This window comes from Hamadaea sp. NPDC050747 (genome assembly GCF_040654195.1).
GTDB lineage: Bacteria > Actinomycetota > Actinomycetes > Mycobacteriales > Micromonosporaceae > Hamadaea.
In genome coordinates this window covers 382682-404493 of record NZ_JBFAHM010000007.1, presented here as the reverse complement: position 1 = coordinate 404493, position 21812 = coordinate 382682, and the positions used below count along the sequence as shown (strand labels likewise).

The window sequence follows — 21812 nt, the reverse complement described above, 5'->3', positions numbered from 1 at the left end:
AGACGGCGGCCTAAAAGATCGCGCCCCACCCAAAAAAAAATACGCAGCCTACGCCCAGGGTTTAGCTATTCGGTGGTTTCTGGGTACCGGGTCGAATCTTGGTCCAAGATTCGACCCGGAACCCTGATCCAGCGCCCAAAAGCGGGGAGGCTCGGTCAGAGGCCGGAGAGGCGCTGGCCGGCGCGTACCACCGCCATCGCGTGGCGGTCGCCGGGCCGGCGGCCGAGGCGCTCGATCGGGCCGGAGACGCTGATGGCGGCGATCACTCGGCCGGTGCGGTCGCGGATGGGCGCGGAGACGCTCGCCACCCCGGCCTCCCGTTCGGCGACCGACTGCGCCCAGCCACGACGGCGTACCTCGGCGAGGGTCTTGCCGGTGAACTTGCAGCGGGGCAGCAGCGGCATGACCGCCTCGGGCGGCTCCCAGGCCAGCAGCACCTGTGCCGCTGAGCCGGCCGTCATCGGCAGTATCGAGCCCACGGGGACGGTGTCGCGGAGGCCGGAGGCCCGTTCGGCGGCGGCGACGCAGATGCGCTCGTCCGCTCGGCGCAGGTAGAGCTGGGCGCTTTCGCCCGTGTTGTCGCGCAGGGCGGCCAGGAGCGGCTCCGCTGCGGTCAGCAGGACGTCGGGCGCGGCGTTGGCCAGCTCCCCCAGGCGGGGGCCCGGGCGCCAGCGGCCCTGCGTGTCGCGTACCAGCATGCGATGGATCTCCAGGGCCTGCGCCAGCCGGTGCGCCGTTGCCCGCGGCAGCTTGGTGCGTTCGACGAGTTCGGCGAGGCTCGCGCCGTCGACGCAGGCGGCCAGAATCACTACCGCCTTGTCAAGGACGCCCACGCCAGACATACTGTGTCCCACACACCGAAACATACCTCCCAAAAGCTGGGATGTCCATATGGTGGGAGTAACAGTGACCAAGACGTTGGCCCAGAAGGTCTGGGACGCGCACGTAGTCCGATCCGCAGCCGGCGAACCCGATCTGCTTTACATCGACCTGCATCTGCTCCATGAGGTGACCAGCCCACAGGCCTTCGACGGCCTGCGGATGGCCGGCCGCCCGGTGCGGCGGCCCGATCTCACGATCGCGACCGAGGATCACAACACCCCCACGGACAACCTCCTCACGATCGCCGATCCGGTCAGCCGGACCCAGATCGAGACGCTGCGCCGCAACTGCGCCGAGTTCGGCGTGAAGCTGCACCCGCTGGGCGACCCCGAGCAGGGCGTCGTCCACGTCATGGGACCGCAGCAGGGCCTCACGCAGCCCGGCACGACGATCGTCTGCGGCGACTCGCACACCTCGACGCACGGCGCGTTCGGCGCGCTGGCGTTCGGCATCGGCACCAGTGAGGTCGAGCACGTCCTCGCCACGCAGACGCTGCCGCAGGCGCGGCCCAAGCAGATGGCGGTGAACTTCGTCGGCGAACTGCAGCCCGGAGTGACCGCCAAGGACCTGATCCTGGCGCTGATCACCCAGGTCGGCACCGGCGGCGGGCGGGGCTATGTGGTGGAGTACCGCGGCCCGGTCATCGAGCAGCTCTCCATGGAGGGCCGGATGACCATCTCGAACATGTCCATCGAGTGGGGCGCCAAGGCCGGCCTCATCGCGCCCGACGAGACCACCTTCGCCTGGCTCAAGGGCCGCCGGTTCGCGCCGCAGGGTGACGCCTGGGACGCGGCCGTCGAGTACTGGCGTACGTTGCGCACCGACGACGGGGCGGTCTTCGACCGGGAGGTGACCCTCGACGTCAGCCAGGTCACCCCGTTCGTCACCTGGGGCACCAACCCGGGGCAGGGTGCGCCGCTGAACGCCGCGATCCCGGATCCCGAGTCGTTCGTGGACGAAGCCGAGAAGGCCGCCGCCGAGCGGGCGCTGGCGTACATGGGCCTCACCCCGGGGCAGAAGCTGCGGGACGTCGAGGTCGACGTGGTCTTCGTCGGCTCGTGCACCAACGGGCGGCTGGAGGACCTGCGGGCCGCCGCCGGCGTGCTCAAGGGCCGCAAGGTGGCCGACGGCGTACGCATGCTGGTGGTTCCCGGTTCCGCCGCGGTCCGGGCGGCCGCCGAGGCCGAAGGACTGGACCAGGTGTTCACCGAGGCGGGCGCCGAATGGCGGTTCGCGGGGTGCTCCATGTGCCTGGGCATGAACCCGGACACGCTGAAGCCGGGGCAGCGGTCGGCCTCGACCTCGAACCGCAACTTCGAGGGCCGGCAGGGCAAGGGCGGGCGTACGCACCTCGTCTCCCCGCCCGTCGCCGCCGCCACCGCCGTCGTCGGTCGTCTGGCCGCACCCGCCGACCTGGCCTGACCCAAAGAAACTGGAGAACGCGAGACATGGACAAGTTCACCAGCCACACCGGGGCGGCCGTCCCGCTGCGCCGATCTAACGTGGACACGGACCAGATCATCCCGGCGGTGTACCTGAAGCGGGTCACCCGCACCGGGTTCGAGGACGGGCTGTTCAGCGCCTGGCGCGAGGATCCCGCCTTCGTGCTCAACGATCCGGCGTACGCCGGGGCGTCGATTCTGGTCGCCGGCCCCGAATTCGGTACCGGCTCATCGCGGGAACACGCCGTCTGGGCCCTGCGCGACTGGGGTTTCCGGGTCGTCATCGCTCCCCGATTCGGTGACATCTTCCGGGGGAATTCGTTGAAGCAAGGCCTGTTGACGGTCGAGCTACCCATCGACGCAGTCGAAAGTCTTTGGGCCCGTTCGGAAGCGGACCCGGCGGCGGAGGTGACTGTGGACCTCACCGCGCGGGAAGTTCGCGCCGGGGCTTCTACCTGGGCTTTCGAGCTGGATGACTTCAGCCGCTGGCGGTTGCTGGAAGGCTTGGACGACATCGGCCTGACCCTCCTGCACGCCGACTCGATCACCGCTTTCGAGGCCACACGCCCGGCGTACCAACCGGTTGTCGCCTGACTCCACGAATGCCCGAGGCCCGCGCTCAACGAGCGCGGGCCTCACTTTTGTTGCACACTGCCAGTTAGAGACATACGCGCGACACAAATGCCGTTTACCCGTCACGTGTTTGGAAATGTGTATGGCAGGGCTTAGCGTGCGCGAAGAATGACTGGTGGAAAGTCCAGTAAGGAAACACTCGGGAGGGAACCGTGAACAAGGCCGAGCTCATCGAGGCGCTGGCCGCCCGGTTGGGGGATAAGAAGACCGCAACCGCCGCGCTGGACGCCGTCCTGGCCGAAATCGAAACCGCTGTCACCAAGGGCGACAAGGTGTCGCTGACCGGATTCGGGGTCTTCGAGAAGCGGCAGCGCGCCGCTCGGACCGCGCGTAACCCGCGTACCGGCGAAGCGGTGAAGGTGCCGAAGACGGCTGTTCCGGCGTTCCGCGCCGGCGCCGGCTTCAAGGAGGCGGTGGCGAGCGGCAAGCAGCCCGCCGCCGCGAAGAAGACGGCGACCGCCGCGGCGAAGAAGACCGCGGCCGCCAAGAAGACCACGGCGACGGCGGCGGCGGCGGCCAAGAAGACCGCGCCCGCCAAGGCCGCTACGAAGAAGGCGGCGCCCGCCAAGAAGGCGACCGCGACCAAGGCCGCCGCCAAGAAGACGGCTCCGGCGAAGAAGGCCGCGACCAAGTCGGCGCCCGCCAAGAAGTCGGTGGCGGCGAAGAAGGCTCCGGCCAAGAAGGCCGCGACCAAGGCGACTGTGGCGAAGAAGGCCCCCGCCAAGTCGGTGGCCAAGGCGACGGCGAAGAAGGCGCCCGCCAAGAAGGCTCCGGCGAAGAAGGCTGCTCGACGCTGAGCAGGTCCCCACTTGACAGGCGCCCGTGATCGCCACGGGCGCCTGTTCCTGTGCGTACTAGGTGTTCTGGGCGGTCGCGCCGGTGAGCAGGCCCAGCTGCGGATCCCGCCCGGTACGCCGGTGCCACACCCCGTCCGGGGCGAGGTCGAATCCGCCGGACTCGTCGGCGAGGTACAGCTCCATCATCGCGCTGAGCTGCTGCACCGAGGCCGGATCGGCGACCCGGACGAGCGCTTCCACCCGCTGATCGAGGTTGCGGCGCATGACGTCGGCGGAGCCGAGCCACCACTGGGCGACCGCGCCCTGGCCGAACCGGAAGACCCGGGAATGCTCCAGGAACCGGCCCAGCACCGACCGGACGCGGATCCGGTCCGACAAGCCGCGTACGCCGGGGCGCAGGGTGCACATGCCGCGGACGACCAGATCCACCTGGGTTCCGGCGCGGGAGGCGGCGTACAGGGCGTCCACGACGTCCTCGTCGACGAGTGAGTTCACCTTCATCTGGATCAGCCCCCGGCGGCCGCGCCGAGCCTGGCCCTCGATGAGTTCCAGCAGACCGGATCGGACGCCCTCGGGGGCGACCAGCAGTCGCCGGTACGACGGCGGCCGTCCATAGCCGGTGAGGCGGTTGAACAACTCGGTGACGTCCTCGCCCACCTCGGGCGCGGCCGTCAGGAGCCCGAAGTCCTCGTAGAGCCGGGCCGTCTTCGGGTGGTAGTTGCCGGTGCCGACGTGGCAGTAGCGGCGCAGGATCGCGCCTTCCTCCCGGACGACGAGGGCGATCTTCGCGTGCGTCTTCAGGCCCACCAGCCCGTAGACCACGTGGCACCCCGCGCGCTCCAGCGTCCGCGCCCAGCCGATGTTGGCCCATTCGTCGAACCGGGCCTTCACCTCGACCACGACGACGACCTGCTTGCCCGCCTCGGCCGCGTCCACCAGCGCGTCCACGATCGGGGAGTCGCCGCTGGTGCGGTAGAGGGTCTGCTTGATGGCCAGCACGTTGGGGTCGGCCGCGGCCTGCTCGATGAACCGTTGCACGCTCGTGGAGAACGAGTGGTACGGGTGATGCACCAGGATGTCGCCATCCCGGATCACGGAGAAGATGCTGCGTTCGCCGTCGCGCAGGCGCGGATGGGTGGGCGGGACGAAGCTCGGCTCCTTCAGCTCCGGCCGGTCGGCCTCCTCGTAGATCTGCCACAGCGCCGACAGGTCCGGCAACCCCGGTACGCGATACACGTCGCGCTCGTCCATGTCGAGTTCCCGGACGAGGGTCTCCAGGACGTCGGGGCTGATCCCCTCGGCGACCTCCAGGCGTACGGGGGGACCGAAGCGCCGCCGGGCCAGCTCCCGCTCCAGCGCCTGCAGCAGGTCCTCGTCCCGGTCCTCCTCGATCTCGACCTCGGCGTTGCGGGTCACCCGGAACAGGTGATGCTCCACGATGGACATGCCGGGGAAGAGCCGGTCGAGGTGGACCGCGATCAGCTCGTCGACCGCGATGTACCGCCCGCCGCCGAGCCCGGTGAACCGGGGAACGTTGGCCGGGACCTTCACCCGGGCGAACAAGTCCGGGCCGCCGTCGGGATCCCGCAGCACGACGGCGAGGTTGAGCGACAGCCCCGAGATGTACGGGAACGGGTGCGCCGGATCGACCGCCAGCGGAGTCAGCACCGGGAACAGGTGCTCCAGGAAGTACTCGTGGAGCCGCGCCTGCTCCTCCTCGGAGAGCTTGCTCCACCGTTCGACGACGATCCCGGCGTTCTCCAGCTCCGGGCGTACGTGTTCCTCGAAGCACGCGGCGTGCCGGGCCACCAGCTCGGCCGCCCACGACGTCACCAGGTCGAGCTGCTGCCGGGCGGCGGGCTTGCGGTCGGCCCCGCGGAGTGGCAGGCCGGTCTGCCAGCGCCGTTGCAGTGCCGCGAAGCGGACCATGAAGAACTCGTCGAGGTTGGTCGCGAAGATGGCGAGGAACTTCGCCCGTTCGAGCAGCGGAGTGGCGGGATCCTCGCCGAGGGCCAGCACACGGGCGTTGAAATCGAGCCAGGACAGCTCGCGGTTGAGGAACCGATCGTCGGGCAGATCGGCGGCGGGGGCGGCCGGTGGTGCTGAGGAACTCACCTTCTCATTCTTCCCAGGCTCAGGTGACGCGAAGGTGAACTTCCTGCAACTCAGCTCAGGGCATCGTGGGTAACGTCACGCGTACCACCTCGCCGCGGTCGTCCTTCTCCAGCCGGAGTCGCTGCCCGAGGCGCAGGAGCCGCAGCCCGCCCGCGGCGAACGCGGCGGGGGAGAACCGGACCTCGGTGCCGTCGTCGAGCAGCACCGCGCCGGCACGGGTCTGCGGGTCGAACTCGGAAACGGTGCCCTGCATGGGGTCAGCCTACCGACCGGGGATCGCCGGCGGCGGCGAGGAAGGCGTCGCGCGCCCGTTCGGCGGCGGCGGCCTCCCGTTCGAGCAGGAGCAGAGCGGTCTCCGGGTCCGCCGGACCGAGGGTGCGCCAGGCTTTCGCGGCGACGATGGCGTCCTGGTGATCGCCCAGCAGACTCTGCGCCCGGGCGAGCCGCTTGGCCTGCCGGCGGCGGCCGGCGGTGTCCAGCGCGTACCGGGCGCGTTTGGCCAGGATGCGGACCTCGTGCCACTGCTCGACCGGCGACTCCGCGGTCAAGTCGGCCACCGCCTCCTCGTATCGCCCGACCGGTCGAGCCGCCAGGGCGGGGAGGACGTCGTGAGCCGGCCGCCGCGCGCGGCCCCGGAACACCGGCTCGCGGAGCAAGGCGATCAGCAGCGGCAATCGCGCACTGTCCAGGCCCGCCAACAGGTCCGCGTGGGCGATTTCGGCCCGCTCCCGCAGCGCCTCGTCGAACGCGCCGACCGGCAGGCCGGTCTGGCGCAGCCGGGCTCGCAGAACCTCCGCGTCGCGGGCGGCTCCGAGCAGATCCACGAGCCACTTCAGGTTCGCCCGCACCCGCCGGGCCCACGTCTTGTCCAGCAAGCGCTCGAAGGTACGCACATCGGAACGCAGCCGACGGCAGGCCACTCGCGCGTAATGCACCGGGGTGTCGCCGTCGGGCATCCGGCCTTCCGCGCGAATCAGTGGTCTCGCGGCGAGCAGACGGTCGGCGCAGCCTTCGGCGGCCCGCCCCAGGACCGCAGCGGCCGAGCGTGGCATGACCTCAGCCTAGGAGAAACCGGGGACCCAGCCCAGGCGTACGGCCTCAGCCAGGTCGGCCGCGGTGTCCACGTCGCGGCGCAGCGTCGGCCAGGCCCCGTCCAGCCGCTTCGCCCCGGAACGGGCGTGCGCGGCCGCCGAGTCGGGGCCGAACTCCGGGCGTAGGCGCTCACCGGCCGGCGCGGCCAGCAGGACCGTGCCGTCGCCGGGCAGATCGGGGACGAAGGATCGGACCGTCGCCAGCGCCAAGGCCTCGGCCAGCTCGACTGGACGCAGCGCTGGGACGTCACCGGTGAGGGCGGCTACGGATCGACCGGTCAGGGCGTCGGCGGCGGCGGCGAGGGAGCCGTTGAGCGAGCCGGCGTCGTCGGCGAACCGTACGCCGAACGGCGTCAGCTCGCGGCGCAGCCGCTCGTCCCCGGTCACCACGACGACCTCGTCGACCCCGTCGGCGCGCTGCGCTGCGCGTACCGTCGAAAGAGCCAGAGCCACCACGAGCCGGTCGTGACCCACCTCGGCCGGCGCACCGCGCAGCCTGCTCTTCGCCCGCGGCAGTGCCTTGAGCGGCACGAGCAGCGACCATCCCACCGGCAGCATCTTGCCAGTCTGACTGGCCGACGCCCCGGTCGGGCAGGCATGATGACTCCTCGACGGGTGCGGGAAAGGCGGAGGCGTGCGCAAGCTGGGATTCTGGCCGCGGTTCGCGGTGATCTTGGTGAAGCCCCTGATGAAGGCGTTGACGCGGCGCGACTGGCGCGGTTTCGAGCACATCCCCGCGACCGGCGGAGTGATCCTGGCCTTCAACCACGTCTCGCACGCCGACCCGTTCACCGCCGCGCACTACGTCTACGACAGCGGCCGCTGGCCGGAGTTCCTCGCCAAGGAAAGCGTGTTCCGCATCCCGGTAGCCGGCAAGATCCTCCACTGGTGCCGCCAGATCCCGGTGTTCCGCGGCACGGTCGACGCGGCCAAGGCGCTCGACGCGGCGATCTCGGCGGTGGAGGCGGGCGACTGCGTGGTCATCTACCCGGAGGGCACGACCACCCGTGAGCCGGACCTCTGGCCGATGAAGGGCAAGACCGGGGTGGCGCGGCTGGCGCTGGCCACCGGCGCGCCGGTGATTCCGGTGGCGCAGGACGGCGCACAGCAGATCTTCGACCCCCGGACCAAGAAGTTCCGCTTGCGCCGGGTGCCGGTCTCGGTCTGGGCCGGTCCACCGGTCGATCTCGGCAAATGGGCCAATGCGGAACCTACCCGGGTGGTGCTCGACGAGATGACCGACGAGATCATGCGCCGCATCGGAGAGTTGGTCGGCGAGATGCGGGGCGAGACGCCCCCGCCCATCTTCGTGCCGGTTCGCGCGGGAAAGGGGCAGGCGTGAGAGCCGCCGTCCTCGGTGCCGGTTCCTGGGGCACCACGTTCGCCAAGGTCCTGAACGACGCCGGCAACGACGTGGTCCTGTGGGCCCGCCGGGAGTCCGTCGTCTCGGCGATCTCGTCCACCGGCACGAATCCGGGCTACATGACGGGTCCGATCGGCGCACGGGTCACGGCCACCACCGACGTCTTCGAGGCGTTGCGGGACGCCGAACTCGTGGTGCTCTCGGTGCCGTCCCAGACGTTGCGCTCGGTGCTGGGATCGGTCGGCCCGCACCTGGACACCGACTCCACCGTCGTCTCCCTGATGAAGGGCGTCGAACTGGGCACCACCCTGCGGATGAGCCAGGTCATCGTGGAGGTCACCGGGGTCAAGCCGGACCGGGTCGCCGTCGTCACCGGGCCGAACCTCGCCCCGGAGATCGCCGCCGAACAGCCGACCGCCACCGTCGTGGCCTGCGAGGACATCGATCGCGCGAACCGCGTGCAGAAGGCCGTCTTCACACCGTACTTCCGGCCCTACACCAACGACGACGTGGTCGGCTGCGAACTCGGCGGGGCGGTCAAGAACGTCATCGCGCTGGCGTACGGGATGGCGCAGGCGATGGGCATGGGCGACAACACCCGCGCCTCCCTCATCACCCGGGGGCTGGCCGAGACCGCCCGGCTCGGCGTCGCGCTCGGCGCCGACCCGCTGACCTTCTCCGGCCTGGCCGGGCTCGGCGACCTCGTCGCGACCTGCTCGTCCCCGTTGTCGCGCAACCACACCTTCGGCGAGTACCTCGGCCGGGGCATGACCCTGGAACAGGCCCAGGAGGCCGCCAAGTACACGGTCGAAGGCGTCAAGAGCTGCCTGTCCATCCGGGACCTGGCTCGCGCGCACGGGGTCGAGATGCCGATCACCGAACAGGTCGAGCGGGTCTGCCACGAGGGCCTCGACCCGCGGGTGGCGGTCCGGTCGCTGATGACTCGGGAAGTCAAGGCGGAGTAGGCGTCTCCGGTTAGATCTTGGATGGCCTCCGTCGGCGGGGCGACGTCTTCTGTTCAAGATCACCCTTCGCGCCGGTCCGGGCCGGGCTCGCCGAGCGCTAGTCTCGCGCCATGAGCACACTCGGCGACTCCACCCGTTGCGTCCACGCCGGCGTACCGCCGTTGTCGCCCGGCGACCCGTTGCAGCCAGGACCGGTCTTCGCCGCGCCGTACGCGCTGCCCCCGGACGGCTACCAGCCCGGCCTCGACGGATACGGGCGGGGCGACAACCCGACCAGGCGCGTACTGGAGGCCGCGATCGCCGATCTGGAGGGTGGGGACACCCTCGCCTTCGCCAGTGGCCAGGCCGCCGTCTCAGCCGTGCTCATGACGGTCCTGCGGCCGGGCGACACCGTGATGCTGCCCAGCGACGGGTACTACAACGTGCGTACCTTCGCGTCGTCGTTCCTCGCCGGGCTGGACGTCCGGGTAGTCGAGGCGCCGACCGCCGGGCCCTATCCGTCCTTCGACGGCGTACGCCTCGTGCTGCTGGAATCGCCGGCGAACCCGTCCCTGGACGTCGTCGACATCGCTGCTGTCTCCTCGGCGGCGCGCGCGGCGGGCGCTTTGGTCGCGGTGGACAACACCGCCGCCACGCCGTTGGGGCAGCGCCCGCTGGACCTCGGCGCGGACATCTCGGTGGCCTCCGGGACCAAAGCCCTCAGCGGGCACTCGGACCTGCTCCTCGGCTACGTCTCGACGCGCTCCGAATCGCTGCACGCCGCCATGGCCTCCTGGCGTACGCTCGCCGGCGCGATCCCGAGCCCGTTCGACGCCTGGCTGGCCCGCCGTTCGATGTCCACACTCGACCTCCGGTTGCGGCAGCAGACGCGCAACGCCGCCGCGCTGGCCACGTTCCTGGGCTCACATCCTTCCGTGTCGAACGTCCGCTGGCCCGGACTGCCCACCGACCCTTCCTTCGAGGTGGCGTCGCGGCAGATGCGGCGGATTCCCGGCATCATCGGCTTCACGCTGCCCTCAGCGGCCGCCGTCGCGGACTTCCTCCGGGCCTCTCAGCTCGTAGTGGCCGCGACGAGCTTCGGCGGACTGCACACGACAGCCGACCGGCGCGAACAATGGGGCGACCGGACAGCGCCGGGCTTCGTCCGCCTGTCCTGCGGCATCGAAGACACCGACGACCTGCTGGCGGACTTCACCGCGGCCCTGCCTCCTCTTGGGTGATCATTGCGCTCTTGGCTGATCATTGCGCCAGCCATGCTGCTTCGCGCGGCGAAATGTCCGCTTAAACAGCATGGCTGACGCAATGATCATGCGCGTCTGGTGGGGGGCGGTGCCTTGCTCGGCTAGTGCAGGCCGGTGCCCCGGCGCAGGGCGGTACGCACCAGCCGGGTGACCAGCTTCGGGTAGTCGACCCCGCTGGCCGCCCACATCCGGGGGAACATGCTGGTCGGCGTGAACCCGGGCATGGTGTTGATCTCGTTGAGGTAGACCTCGCCGTCGGTGGCGACGAAAAAGTCGACCCGGGCGAGCCCGGCGCAGTCGAGCGCGGTGAACGTCCGCTTCGCCAGCTCCTGGATCCGCGCCGTCACGTGCGGCGGCAGGTCGGCGGGGATGTCGAAGGTCGTCGCGTCCTCGAGGTACTTCGCCTCGAAGTCGTAGAAGACGTGATCCTGGCTGACGTGGACCTCGGCCAGCGCCGACGCCTCCGGCGCCCCGTCGAACTCGCCCTCCAGTACGCCGCACTCGACCTCGCGGCCGAAGATGGCGGCCTCGACGAGCACCTTGGGGTCGATGGCGCGTGCGGTGGCGATCGCGGCGTCCAGGTCGGCCCAGTCGTTGACCCGGGTGATGCCGAAGCTGGATCCGGCCCGGGACGGCTTGACGAAGACGGGCAGCCCCAGCCGCTCCTTGTCCTCCTCGGCCAGCGACTGACCGGCGCGGAGGACGGCGTACGGGCCGACCGGGATGCCCTCGACCGTGGCGAGCTTCTTCGTGAACTCCTTGTCCATGGCGGCCGCCGACGCGAAGACGTTCGCGCCCACATATGGGATCCCGGCCATCTCCAGCAGGCCCTGGATCGTGCCGTCCTCCCCGTACGCCCCGTGCAGCGCCGGGAAAACCACGTCGATGTCGGCCAGCGCGGTCGAGCCGTGACTGGGCTCCAGAGTGGTCAGTCCGGCCGGGGCGGCAAGGACCAGGTCGGAGCCGGTCGGGTCGCCGGGCAGGATGATCTGCTCGCCGGACTCGGCGGTGATCTCCGGCAGCCGGGCGCGGCCGTCGCCGGCACCGATGGACAGCTGCGACGGGTCGCCCGAGGTGAGGACCCAGCGCCCTTCGCGAGTGATGCCGATCGGCACCAGCTCGTACTCCGCCGGATCCAAGGCGGCGAGGATGCTGCCCGCGCTGACAGCGGAGATCGCGTGCTCGGTGCTGCGGCCGCCGAAGATCACGGCGACCCGGGTCTTCCGGGGCGTCTCACTCACGCCGCTGACCCTACCCGCTGCTCACGGCGTGATCATCCCCGCAGCGCGGTTTCGCGCGCCGGACCCTGGCGCCCGACCGCCCGGTGCCTGGCCGCCGCTGACGTCCAAGCCGGCGCCCGGCGGTCGGCCGGCATCCGGCGGCGGGCACCCGGCGGTTGGGCTGGCGGCTGCCGTCCGAGGCTGACGGCCGGATCAGGGATCCAGGTCGAATCTTGGTGCATGATTCGACCGAGATCCCTGATCCGGCGCGAAAACGAGACGGCGCGAAAACGAGCCGGCGAGAAACCAGCGAGCGCCGACAGGCCGGCCGGAAAGGGCGAGGGCCGGCCGCGGAGGAGCGTCAGCGGGCGGCGGCCGAGATGGACGCGGTGGGCACGGCCGCGGTGGTGCACCCGCTCGGTGCGGTCTTCGCACTCGGTACGGTGGAACCGATGGCCGAGGTCAACCCGATCACCCACTGCGACGAGCCGTCCTTGGCTCCGGGGACACTGACCTGCACCGGGATCTCCCGATCCACCGTCTGCCAGACGGTCGAGCCGGCGGCCTCGGTGGCGTGCCAGCAGACGCCGTTGAGCAGCCAGACGTCGTCGGTGCTCGGGAAGGTCGGGGCCGGGACGCCGCAGGACACCACCAGCGCGGGTTCGCCGTACGCAGCGTTCTGCTCCGGTCCGGCGGTGACCGCGCGGCGGGCGGAATCGCGTACGCGATCGGGCAGCTTGGCGACGAGCGCGCGGCAGACGACCGTGGCTCGTTCGTCCAGCGGGCGGGCTTCGACGGTCACCGGACCGGTCGCCGTCGCGTTGGGCTGTTCGGAAGTGTCGCCGGGCATGCCCATGGCGAAGACCAGGACACCGGTCAGCACGGCGACCGGCACGGCGACGAGAGCCGCGAGGAGGCGTGGGCTCAAAGCTTGACCACCGAGCAGGTCAGGGTACGGGTGATGCCGGGCACGGCCTGCACTTTACTGATAATCAACCGGCCGAGTTCGTCGACGTTGGGGCTTTCGGTGAGCACGACGACGTCGTACGGACCGGTGACCGCGTCGACGCGGACCACACCCGGGATCTCCTCGATCTCGGCGGCCACGTCGCGAGCCCGACCGACCTCGGTCTGAATCAGGATGTAGGCGTGGACCACGACGTTGAAGCTACCGCACGTGACAGGCGTGTTTCTTCGGGTGTCCGGTTGAGTGGCACAGGAGAGTTCGGTCTCATCGATCGAATGACGGCTCGCCTGCCGCAAGGCGAGGTCAGTCTGCTCGGGCCGGGTGACGACGCCGCGATCGTCGCCGCCCCCGACGGCCGCGTCGTGGCCTGCACGGACGCGCTCGTCGAAGGCCGGCATTTCCGCCGTGACTGGTGTGAGGCCGCCGATGTCGGGCACCGGGCGGCCGCCGCTAATCTCGCCGACGTCGCGGCGATGGGCGCGGTGCCGACCGCGTTGCTCGTCGCCCTCTGCGCGCCGGGGGACCTACCGGTCCAGTGGGCGGAGGAGTTCGCGGAGGGGGTCGCCGACGAGGCCGGGCTCGTGGGCGCCAGCGTGGTGGGTGGGGACACCACCTCGTCCGCGCTGCTCACGGTCGTGGTGACGGCACTCGGCGACCTCCAAGGGCGTGATCCGGTCGTACGCGCGGGGGCGCGACCCGGTGACGTCGTGGCCTTGGCGGGGCGGGTCGGCTGCGCCGCTGCCGGGTACACGGTCCTGTCGCGGGGTTTCCGGACGCCGAAGGTGCTCGTCGACGCGTACCGGCGGCCTGAGGTCGACTATCGGGCCGGGCCGGCTGCCGCGATCGCGGGGGCGACCAGCATGATCGACGTCTCCGACGGGCTGCTGGCCGATCTGGGGCACATCGCCGAGGCGAGCGAGGTGCACATCGACGTGACGAAGGACGCGTTCGGCCTGCCGCAGCAGTTGCGGGACGCCGCCCGGGCGTTGGGCGTCGACCCGTACCAGTGGATCCTGGCCGGTGGCGAGGACCACGCGCTGGCCGCGACCTTCCCGGCACACGCGTCGCTGCCTCCCGGCTGGAAGGTCGTCGGGAAGGTCGGCCGGGGCGAGGGAGTCACCGTCGACGGGCGCGATTGGGTCGGACCCCGAGGCTGGGACCACTTCACCCGCAGCGGCTCTTGATCTACTCTCACGCTCGTGAGTGATCTCCAGATCCGCCCCGTACGCTACGGCTCGCCCGTCGCCCAGCGCCTCGTCCAGGCGATCTACGCCGACCAGGAGGAACGCTACGGCTCCGGCGACGCCGCCCCGGTCGAGGCGATGGAGTTCGATCCGCCCGACGGCGGTTTCCTGGTCGCGTACCTGGCGGGGGAGCCGGTGGGGTGCGCGGGCTGGCGCAGTCACGGCGAGAGCGAGGAGATCGCCGAGCTGAAGAGGGTCTATTGCGTGCCCTCGGCCCGGAACCGCGGGGTGGCGAGCGCCCTGGTGGCGGCGGTCGAGGAGAACGCGCGTGAGCACGGCCGCAAGCGGATGATCCTGGAGACCGGGGATCGGCAGCCTGAAGCCGTCGCGCTGTACGCCAAGCTCGGGTACGCCGACATCGAGCACTTCGGCTTCTACAAGGACGAGGCCGGCGTCGTCAGCATGGCCCGCGACCTTTGACCCCGCCGGCTCGCGTTGATCATGGCGTTCAAATCCATGATCAGCGCCGTGCCGCCCGACCGGATCCCGGGTACGCGGAAAGGCCGCCCGTCGACGACGAGCGGCCTTAGCCGAAGCTCAGGCTGGGGTCAGCCCCGGACGACCTTGCCGGCCTTGATGCACGAGGTGCACACGTTGACCTTGCGGGTCGTGCCGCCACCGGCCGGGGTGCGAACCGTCTGGATGTTGGGGTTCCAACGACGGTTGGTCCGCCGGTGCGAGTGGGACACGTTGTGGCCGAAGCCCGGCCCCTTGCCACAGACGTCGCACACGCTTGCCACGGGATACTCCTGAGGTGGATGAACCCCGCGGTGAGCGGGGACGGATCTGGACCCGCGTCGGCGGGCAACCTGGCCAGGATACCTGACCGGACCCGGACACACCCAATCGGGCCGTCCGGCAACCTCGACAGCTTAGCGCGGTACGCCGGGCGCGCAGCCGGGTGGGTGTCGGGAGTCACGACTAGGCTGGGCGGCGTGCTGGAGGTTTTGGACGCGGCGGCGGTGCGGCGCTTCGCCGAGCGGGCGGTGACCGCGCTCGGCCGGCATCGGGCGGAGATCGACCAGCTCAACGTCTATCCGGTGCCCGACGGCGACACCGGGACGAACATGCACCTGACGATGGTCGCCGCCCGGGACGAGTTGGCGGTGCACTCCGACGAGACGTCGGCGGCGCCCCCGTCGGAGGCCGCCGGGTTGCTGGCGCGGGGCGCGCTGATGGGTGCGCGGGGCAATTCGGGGGTCATCCTGGCGCAGTTGTTGCGTGGGGTCGCCGACCTGATCGCGGACGGCTCGCCGAGCGCGGTCGCGGCCGGGCTCGGCGAGGGCGCGAAGGCGGCGCGGGCCGCGGTCGCCCGTCCGGTGGAGGGCACGATCCTCAGCGTCGCCGACGCGGCGGCTCAGGCGGCGCGCGACGTCGCGCTGCGGGCCGGGTCGCTCGCCGATGTCGTCGGGGCGGCCCTGGGCAAGGCGGTCAAGGCGTTGGCGCTGACGACCGAGCAGCTGCCGGCGCTGGCCGCGGCGGGCGTCGTCGACGCGGGCGGTCGCGGGCTGGTGGTGATCCTCGACGCCCTGCGCGGCGAGGTCACCGGCGAGGAGAGCGACCTGCCCGAGGTGACCGGCGCGGCGCTGATCAGCACCGACACGGCGGCCACCGAGGAAGCGGCCGGCCAGTTCGGCTATGAAGTCCAATACCTGCTCGACGCGCCGGAGTCCGCGGTCGAGCGGCTGCGCGGCACGCTCGACCGGCTCGGCGACTCTCTCGTGGTCGTCGGCGGCCCGGACACCTGGCGGGTCCACGTCCACGTCGCCGACGTCGGCGCCGCCATCGAGGCGGGCGTCCGAGCCGGGCGGCCCTATCAGATCGGCGTGACCGACCTCACCAAGCAGGTCGCCGGTCGGCAGTGCCTGGATCCGGAGGCGCGCGGAGTCGTCGTGGTCTCGGCCGGCGACGGGCTCGACGATCTCTTCCAAGCCGAGCAGACCGTGACGGTGGGAGCCAACCCGTCGCCGGCCGAGCTGCTCGCGGCGATCCGGCGGGCGGCCGCCGGACGAGTGGTGGTGCTGCCCAACGACCCCGATACGCAGGCGGTCGCGACCGTGGCCGCAGGGGAGGCGTACCACGAGGGCATCAAGGTGCGGGTCGTGCCGACGAAGTCGCCGGTGCAGGCGATCGCGGCGCTGGCCGTGCGCGATCCCGGCCGCCGGTTCGAGGACGACGTCATCGCCATGGCGGAGGCCGCCGGAAAGTGCCGATACGCCGAAGTGACCCTGGCCGCCCGGGAGGCGTTGACGGTCGCCGGGCCGTGCCGGCCGGGTGACGTGATCGCGCTCGTCGAGGGCGAGGTGCACCTGATCGGCTCCGACCTGGGGCAGGTCGGCAAGGATCTGCTCGATCGGTTGCTGGGCGGCGGCGGTGAGCTTGTCACGCTGCTGCTAGGGGCTGACGCCTCACCAGAGCTGGAGGCGACGCTCGTCGAGCATCTGGCGGCGGCCTGGCCGTTCGCCGAGGTCCAGTGCCTGTCCGGCGGCCAGCCGCACTACCCGCTGATCGTGGGCGTTGAATGACCACGGTTGCCGCGCCCGAGCTGTCGACGCCGCTGAAGAAGCTGGTGGGGGAGAAGACGGCCAAGGCGCTGTCCAGCCACCTCGGTCTGGAGACCGCGGGCGACCTGCTCTACCACCTCCCGCGCCGATACGACCAACGTGGTGAGCACACGGCGATCCGGTCGCTCGAGGTCGGCGAGGAGGTGACCATCCTCGGCCAGGTGCTGACGACCAACCAGCGCCGGATGCGCGACCGCCGGGGCAATGTCCTCGACGTGGTGGTCGGCGACGACGCGGGCGGCCGCATCAAGCTGACCTTCTTCAACCAGGCCTGGCGGGAGAAGGATCTGCGTCCCGGCCGGTGGGGTCTGTTCGCGGGGAAGGTCAGCGAGTTCCGCGGCGAGCGTCAACTGGCCCATCCCGAATACGTGCTGCTCGGCGACGACGGCGCCGATCCCGGCGAGGTCGCGCTGGCGGCCGAGGCCGAGGTGGAGGAGTTCGCCGGGGCGTTCATCCCGATCTATCCGGCCGCGAAGGCCTTACCGACCTGGGTCATCGCCAAGTGCGTACGCGTCGTGCTGGACACGGTGCGGCTGACCGAGGATCCGCTGCCGAGCGAGATCCGGGCCGAGCGCAGGCTCGTGGATCTGCCGACGGCGCTGCGTCAGATCCACCGCCCGGAGTCGCAGGGTTCGCTGGCGGCGGCGAAGAAGCGCCTCGCCTGGGATGAGGCGTTCGCGGTTCAGCTGACGCTGGTGCAGCGTCGCGTACGCGCGGAGCAGTCGCCCGCGGTGCCTCGTCCGCCCCGGCCGGGTGGCCTGCTGGAGCGGTTCGACGCGCAGTTGCCGTTCACGTTGACGGAGGGGCAGCAGGCGGTCGGCGAGGAGTTGTCGGCCGGGCTGTCGGGGGCGCATCCGATGCATCGGCTGTTGCAGGGTGAGGTCGGCGCGGGCAAGACGATGGTCGCGTTGCGGGCCATGTTGCAGGTCGTCGACGCCGGTGGCCAGGCCGTCCTGCTGGCCCCGACCGAGGTCTTGGCGGCGCAGCACCATCGGTCGATGCATAAGTTGCTCGGTCCGCTGGGCCGGGCCGGTGAGCTGGACGGCGACTCCGACGGGACCCGGATCGTGCTGGTGACCGGCTCGCTGCCGGCTGCCGCCCGGCGGCAGGCGCTCGCTGAGATCGCCGACGGGCGGGCCGGCCTCGTGGTCGGGACGCACGCGTTGCTCTACGACGGCATCGATTTCGCCGATCTCGGCCTGGTCGTGGTGGACGAGCAGCACCGGTTCGGCGTCGAGCAGCGGGACGCGTTGCGCGCCAAGGCAGGGCAGCCTCCGCATGTGCTCGTTATGACGGCTACGCCGATTCCGCGGACGGTCGCGATGACGGTCTTCGGCGATTTGGAGGTCTCGACTCTGGCCCAGTTGCCGGGCGGGCGTTCGCCGATCGCGTCGCATGTCGTTCCCGCGGCGGAGAAGCCCGCGTACCTCGATCGCGCCTGGCGGCGAATGGTCGAGGAGGTCGGCAAGGGGCATCAGGCCTATGTGGTGTGCCCGCGTATCGGGGAGTCCGCCGCCGAGGAGGACACTGAGCCGACGGGGGCCGAGGACGACGGCCGCCGCCCGCCGATCGCCGTCACCGAGGTGGCTCCGCTGCTGGCCGAGGGGCCGCTGAAGGGGCTGCGGATCGGCATTCTCCACGGGCGGCTGGCGCCGGACGAGAAGGACGCCGTGATGCGCGCGTTTTCCGCCGGCGAGCTCGACGTGCTGATCGCGACGACCGTCATCGAGGTCGGGGTGGACGTGCCCAACGCGACCATGATGGTGATTCTGGACGCCGACCGGTTCGGCGTCTCCCAGCTGCACCAGCTTCGCGGCCGGGTCGGCCGGGGTTCGGCGCCGGGTCTCTGCCTGCTCGTGACGGAGGCGATCGAGGGCAGCCCGGCGCGGGAGCGGCTCGACGCCGTGGCGTCCACCACCGACGGTTTCCGGCTGGCCGAGATCGACCTGGAGCAGCGCCGGGAAGGCGATGTGCTCGGCGCGGCCCAGTCTGGGCGCCGCTCGCATCTGAAGGTCTTGTCGCTCCTGCGGGACGCCGACATGATCGGCGACGCGCGGGCGACCGCCGAGCGGCTGCTGGCCGACGATCCGGAGTTGGCGAAGCAGCCCCGGCTCGCCGCCTCGATCGCCGCCCTCGTCTCCGACGACCGCGCGGAGTACCTCGAAAAGGGCTGATGAGCTGATACGCCGAAGGCGCCGCGTCCCGGTGGGGTCGCGGCGCCTTCCAAATGCGTTCCTGGCTGGACGCTCATGGAGTGCCCAGCCGGTGACCGGCTTATTCGATCTCGGTCAGCTTCCGCCGCCGCGCCATCACCAGGAGCACCGCGCCGCCGCCCAGCAGCAGCGCTGCGACGCCCGCGATCAGGCCGACCTGGACACCGGTGACCGGCAGGCCCGGGGTGGAGGTGCTCGGCGACGGGCTCGGCGACTCCGACCCCGGTACGCCGGGCGAGCTGGCCGAAGGGCTCGGCGACGGGGAGCCGCTGGCGCACTCGGTCGGCTTGACGTAGCTGACGGTGACTTCCTTGTCGAAGTCGGGGAAGCTCACCGTGGCCTCGGTCGCGTCACCCGGGGTGAACGTGACCGTCTCCGTCTTGCCGGGCTGGACCGTGAGGTTCTTGGTCTCCGAGCCGTAGGTGACGACGGCCTCGGCTGGCAAATCGCCCTCCGGGTTGCTCACCGACACGGTGAACTTGTCGCAGGTGGACTCGCTGGACACGGTCGGCGGGGTGCAGTGGCCCGGCTGCCACATGCCCTCGGCGATGAAGTCCTTGCCGGAGCTGACGGTGATCTTCCCGGACTTGTCGGCGGGGACCACGACGTCGACGGACTTGCCCGGAGCGACGGTGACCTCCTTGACGAAGGAGCCGTCGAGGCCGGCCACCACCTTGAACGGAGCGTCGTACTTGGCGTCCGTCCCGGAGTTGGTGAGGTGGACCGTCACGGTGCCGTCACAGGCGGAGACCATGGTGGCCTCGGGCGTGACACAGGCCTTCGAACCGCCGTTGTACCAGGCCTGCGGACCCTTCGAGCGGTTGCCCGGGGCGCCGGACGAGCCCAGCTTGCGGTCGTTGTACCGCTCGCCGTTGGCGACCATCGGGTTGATCAGCTTGTCGCCCCAGACCAGGTCGACCTGGGTGTAGCAGGCGGGCACGTTGACCTTCAGGTCCACGGTCGGGTGTTCGGCGTCGACGACGCCCACCACGGAGTCGTACTTGTACTGCGGCCACGTTGCCGAGGCGGACGGGGCGTAGTAGGAGACCAGCAGGAAGGACTGCGACTCGCCGGAGCACAGCGGCAGCTCGCCCGCGAGCTTGATGGTCGAGGTGGCGGTCGAGCCGGTGATCTCGAAGGTGTGCGTGTACTTGGCGGAGTCCGCCTTCACGCACTGCTCGCTCGGCTGGCACGTGCCCTTGAACCGGACGGTCTCGCTGACCTTCTTGGTCACGCCGTCGTTCGGCTTGCCGTGCTCCTTGGACCAGACCACGGTGAAGGAGAGCTTCGCCGAGGTGGCGTCGCCGGGCACGAGCTGGGTCGCGGTCAGCTGACCGTCGATGTTGCGGTCCTTCTGCGGAACGACGGCGCCGTCGAGCGGCACCGCGGGGTCGCCGACCGTCACGTCGCCGGACGGCTGCGACTGCACCTCGGTGATGGTGGCGTCGCGGTTCCACTTGTTCGTGAGGGTCCAGGTGACCCGCCATTTGCCGGTGCCGGTGTCGCACTGCGCGGCGGATCCTTCGAGGACGAACTGGTTCTTGTGGTGATCGTCGCCGGTCTGCACCGGGCCCGAGGCGACGGCCTGGCCTGCGCTGAGCAGCGCGAAAGCCACGCCCGCCACGGCCACGAGGGCACGCCGGACGGAGGTGTGGGGGGTCATCCGTTCTCCAGGGGTAGGGCACGGCCTCCCCGATTCGGGTGCCTGCGCCGGAGATCCACGACAAAAGTCGGCCTACGATATCGACATCACGCCGTCACGTCACCTCCTACTTTCGGCCATCGCGTAGCGTCAGAGGGTGACCAGAATCGTGGCGGGGGTCTACGGCGGACGGCGGCTGACGACCTTGTCCGGACCGCAGACCCGGCCCACCGCCGACCGCGTACGCGAGGCGCTGTTCTCCTCACTGTCCAGTGAGCACGGCGGTGACCTCGATGGACTCCGCTTCGCCGACCTGTACGCCGGATCCGGCGCGATCGGTCTGGAGGCGGTGTCCCGTGGCGCGGCGTACGCGTTGCTGGTCGAGTCGGATCCGAAGGCCGCCCGGGTCATCCGGGCGAACATCGCCGCCTTGGGCGCCGGGGCGAGTGCCGAGTTGCTGACGGTGAAGGTGAGCGCGGCCGTCGCGGGGCCGCCGCCGGGCGGTCCGTTCGACGTCGTCTTCGCCGATCCTCCGTACGCTGTCGGCGAGGACGACCTGAAGACGGTGCTGGACGGCCTGGCCGGGCACGGTTGGCTCGCCGAGGACGCCCTGGTCGTCATCGAGCGGGCCCGGCGGTCGCCTGAGCCCCCGTGGGTGCATCACATCACCGGAGAGCGGTCGCGCCGTTACGGTGAGACGACCCTTTGGTACGGTCGCGCCGACCCAGGGGTAAACCCGGCAGCAGAAGGAATGGCGCAATGAGGCGTGCAGTCTGTCCCGGCTCGTTCGACCCGGTGACGAACGGGCATCTGGACATCATCGTCCGGTCGGCTCGGCTCTTCGACGAGGTCATCGTCGGAGTGCTGATCAACCCGTCGAAGTCGGCGGTGTTCACCGTCGACGAGCGGATCGCGATGCTGCGGGAGGCGACCGCGAGTACGCCGAACCTGCGGATCGTGGGGTTCCACGGTCTGCTGGTGGACTTCTGCCGGGAGCAGGGCGCCCAGGTGGTGGTCAAGGGCCTGCGCGCGGTCAGCGACTTCGACTACGAGTTGCAGATGGCGCAGATGAACGTCGGGCTGTCCGGCGTCGAGACCCTGTTCATGCCGACCAACCCGCTGTACTCGTTCATCGCGTCGAGCCTCGTGAAGCAGGTCGGCAAGCTCGGTGGCGACGTCTCCCAGTACGTTCCGAAGGCGGTCGAGGAGCGTCTCGTCGCCAAACTGCGGCCCGCCCAGCAGTAGCCGGCCGAACTTACCCGGCCGAACTTACCCGGCCGGCTCAACACCGGCGCAGGATGAGCCGACTCAGCACCGGCGCCGGACGAACGGTCAGCGGAACCGTGCATTAAGGATGAAACGGGACGTGACACGTCCCGGCCGTTCGTGCGACACGCGGCCGGACGTCCGGTCGGCCCATCCTTGGCGGAGAC

22 protein-coding genes are annotated in these 21812 nt (G+C 70.7%); 12 read left to right on the top strand and 10 right to left on the bottom strand.

What is annotated here, in order from left to right; genetic code table 11:
• Positions 1-155 precede the first annotated feature (155 nt).
• Positions 156-842 carry an IclR family transcriptional regulator gene (locus AB0H43_RS19295; protein ID WP_360000908.1) on the bottom strand — a complete coding sequence of 229 codons (687 nt, stop codon included), beginning with the start codon at positions 840-842 and terminating at the stop codon, positions 156-158.
• A gap of 49 nt (positions 843-891) precedes the next feature.
• Here AB0H43_RS19295 and leuC point away from each other — a divergent pair, with 49 nt between their 5' ends.
• From leuC to AB0H43_RS19280, 3 genes are all read left to right on the top strand, one after another.
• A complete protein-coding gene (gene leuC / locus AB0H43_RS19290; protein WP_360000733.1) occupies positions 892-2304 on the top strand; it encodes a 3-isopropylmalate dehydratase large subunit in 1413 nt (470 codons plus the stop codon).
• Between the two features lie 26 nt (positions 2305-2330).
• Complete coding sequence (gene leuD / locus AB0H43_RS19285) at positions 2331-2918, top strand: 3-isopropylmalate dehydratase small subunit (RefSeq protein ID WP_360000731.1); 588 nt, start codon at positions 2331-2333, stop codon at positions 2916-2918.
• 191 nt (positions 2919-3109) lie between these two features.
• Positions 3110-3754: an HU family DNA-binding protein gene (locus AB0H43_RS19280; RefSeq protein WP_360000729.1), complete on the top strand. Its 645-nt coding sequence runs from the start codon at positions 3110-3112 to the stop codon at positions 3752-3754.
• Between the two features lie 57 nt (positions 3755-3811).
• Here the strand turns inward: AB0H43_RS19280 and AB0H43_RS19275 are convergent, their stop codons facing one another.
• The 4 genes from AB0H43_RS19275 to cofC are packed head-to-tail and all read right to left on the bottom strand — an operon-like array spanning position 3812 to position 7518.
• The gene (locus AB0H43_RS19275) at positions 3812-5869 is read right to left on the bottom strand and encodes an RNA degradosome polyphosphate kinase (RefSeq protein ID WP_360000727.1); all 2058 of its coding nucleotides are present in this window, start codon (positions 5867-5869) and stop codon (positions 3812-3814) included.
• A gap of 55 nt (positions 5870-5924) precedes the next feature.
• Positions 5925-6122: a cold-shock protein gene (locus AB0H43_RS19270; protein WP_360000725.1), complete on the bottom strand. Its 198-nt coding sequence runs from the start codon at positions 6120-6122 to the stop codon at positions 5925-5927.
• A gap of 4 nt (positions 6123-6126) precedes the next feature.
• Complete coding sequence (locus AB0H43_RS19265) at positions 6127-6921, bottom strand: CHAD domain-containing protein (protein WP_360000723.1); 795 nt, start codon at positions 6919-6921, stop codon at positions 6127-6129.
• Positions 6922-6930: 9 nt separating this feature from the next.
• Positions 6931-7518 carry a 2-phospho-L-lactate guanylyltransferase gene (gene cofC, locus AB0H43_RS19260; RefSeq protein WP_360000721.1) on the bottom strand — a complete coding sequence of 196 codons (588 nt, stop codon included), beginning with the start codon at positions 7516-7518 and terminating at the stop codon, positions 6931-6933.
• Positions 7519-7648: 130 nt separating this feature from the next.
• Here cofC and AB0H43_RS19255 point away from each other — a divergent pair, with 130 nt between their 5' ends.
• The 3 genes from AB0H43_RS19255 (at position 7649) to AB0H43_RS19245 (ending at position 10508) form a co-directional block, all read left to right on the top strand.
• Complete coding sequence (locus AB0H43_RS19255) at positions 7649-8302, top strand: lysophospholipid acyltransferase family protein (RefSeq protein WP_360000906.1); 654 nt, start codon at positions 7649-7651, stop codon at positions 8300-8302.
• Positions 8299-9288 carry an NAD(P)H-dependent glycerol-3-phosphate dehydrogenase gene (locus tag AB0H43_RS19250; RefSeq protein WP_360000719.1) on the top strand — a complete coding sequence of 330 codons (990 nt, stop codon included), beginning with the start codon at positions 8299-8301 and terminating at the stop codon, positions 9286-9288. Before AB0H43_RS19255 ends, AB0H43_RS19250 begins: the two co-directional genes overlap by 4 nt.
• A 110-nt stretch (positions 9289-9398) precedes the next feature.
• On the top strand, positions 9399-10508 hold the full coding sequence (locus AB0H43_RS19245; protein WP_360000717.1) for a cystathionine gamma-lyase: 1110 nt from the start codon (positions 9399-9401) through the stop codon (positions 10506-10508).
• Between the two features lie 122 nt (positions 10509-10630).
• Here the strand turns inward: AB0H43_RS19245 and AB0H43_RS19240 are convergent, their stop codons facing one another.
• From AB0H43_RS19240 to AB0H43_RS19230, 3 genes are all read right to left on the bottom strand, one after another.
• Positions 10631-11770: a D-alanine--D-alanine ligase family protein gene (locus AB0H43_RS19240; RefSeq protein ID WP_360000715.1), complete on the bottom strand. Its 1140-nt coding sequence runs from the start codon at positions 11768-11770 to the stop codon at positions 10631-10633.
• A 340-nt stretch (positions 11771-12110) separates the two neighbouring features.
• Entirely contained in the window at positions 12111-12677 is a 567-nt protein-coding gene (locus tag AB0H43_RS19235; protein ID WP_360000713.1) for a DUF3515 family protein, read from the bottom strand.
• A complete protein-coding gene (locus AB0H43_RS19230) occupies positions 12674-12907 on the bottom strand; it encodes an Lrp/AsnC ligand binding domain-containing protein (RefSeq protein WP_360000711.1) in 234 nt (77 codons plus the stop codon). The genes AB0H43_RS19235 and AB0H43_RS19230 overlap by 4 nt, the downstream gene beginning before the upstream one ends.
• Positions 12908-12955: 48 nt before the next feature.
• On the opposite strand from AB0H43_RS19230, the gene AB0H43_RS19225 reads away from it, so the two are divergent.
• Together AB0H43_RS19225 and AB0H43_RS19220 are read left to right on the top strand one after the other, a co-directional pair.
• Positions 12956-13900 (top strand): thiamine-phosphate kinase, encoded by a 945-nt coding sequence (locus tag AB0H43_RS19225; RefSeq protein ID WP_360000709.1) that lies wholly within the window; start codon positions 12956-12958, stop codon positions 13898-13900.
• Between the two features lie 15 nt (positions 13901-13915).
• Positions 13916-14380: a GNAT family N-acetyltransferase gene (locus AB0H43_RS19220; protein WP_360000707.1), complete on the top strand. Its 465-nt coding sequence runs from the start codon at positions 13916-13918 to the stop codon at positions 14378-14380.
• 128 nt (positions 14381-14508) lie between these two features.
• On the opposite strand, the gene rpmB is transcribed toward AB0H43_RS19220, so the two are convergent.
• Positions 14509-14700, bottom strand: a complete 192-nt coding sequence (gene rpmB / locus AB0H43_RS19215; RefSeq protein WP_360000705.1) for a 50S ribosomal protein L28 — start codon at positions 14698-14700, stop codon at positions 14509-14511.
• Positions 14701-14895: 195 nt separating this feature from the next.
• Here rpmB and AB0H43_RS19210 point away from each other — a divergent pair, with 195 nt between their 5' ends.
• Positions 14896-16485 (top strand): DAK2 domain-containing protein, encoded by a 1590-nt coding sequence (locus AB0H43_RS19210; protein ID WP_360000703.1) that lies wholly within the window; start codon positions 14896-14898, stop codon positions 16483-16485.
• Positions 16482-18698, top strand: coding sequence for an ATP-dependent DNA helicase RecG (gene recG / locus AB0H43_RS19205; RefSeq protein WP_360000702.1), 2217 nt, complete (start codon positions 16482-16484; stop codon positions 18696-18698). Before AB0H43_RS19210 ends, recG begins: the two co-directional genes overlap by 4 nt.
• 100 nt (positions 18699-18798) lie before the next feature.
• Here recG and AB0H43_RS19200 read toward each other — a convergent pair whose 3' ends face one another.
• Positions 18799-20400, bottom strand: a complete 1602-nt coding sequence (locus AB0H43_RS19200) for a cell wall anchor protein (RefSeq protein WP_360000701.1) — start codon at positions 20398-20400, stop codon at positions 18799-18801.
• A gap of 136 nt (positions 20401-20536) precedes the next feature.
• Between AB0H43_RS19200 and rsmD the strand changes: the two genes are divergently transcribed.
• The gene (rsmD, locus tag AB0H43_RS19195) at positions 20537-21142 is read left to right on the top strand and encodes a 16S rRNA (guanine(966)-N(2))-methyltransferase RsmD (protein ID WP_360000700.1); all 606 of its coding nucleotides are present in this window, start codon (positions 20537-20539) and stop codon (positions 21140-21142) included.
• A complete protein-coding gene (coaD, locus tag AB0H43_RS19190) occupies positions 21139-21624 on the top strand; it encodes a pantetheine-phosphate adenylyltransferase (protein WP_360000699.1) in 486 nt (161 codons plus the stop codon). Before rsmD ends, coaD begins: the two co-directional genes overlap by 4 nt.
• Positions 21625-21812: the final 188 nt, after the last annotated feature.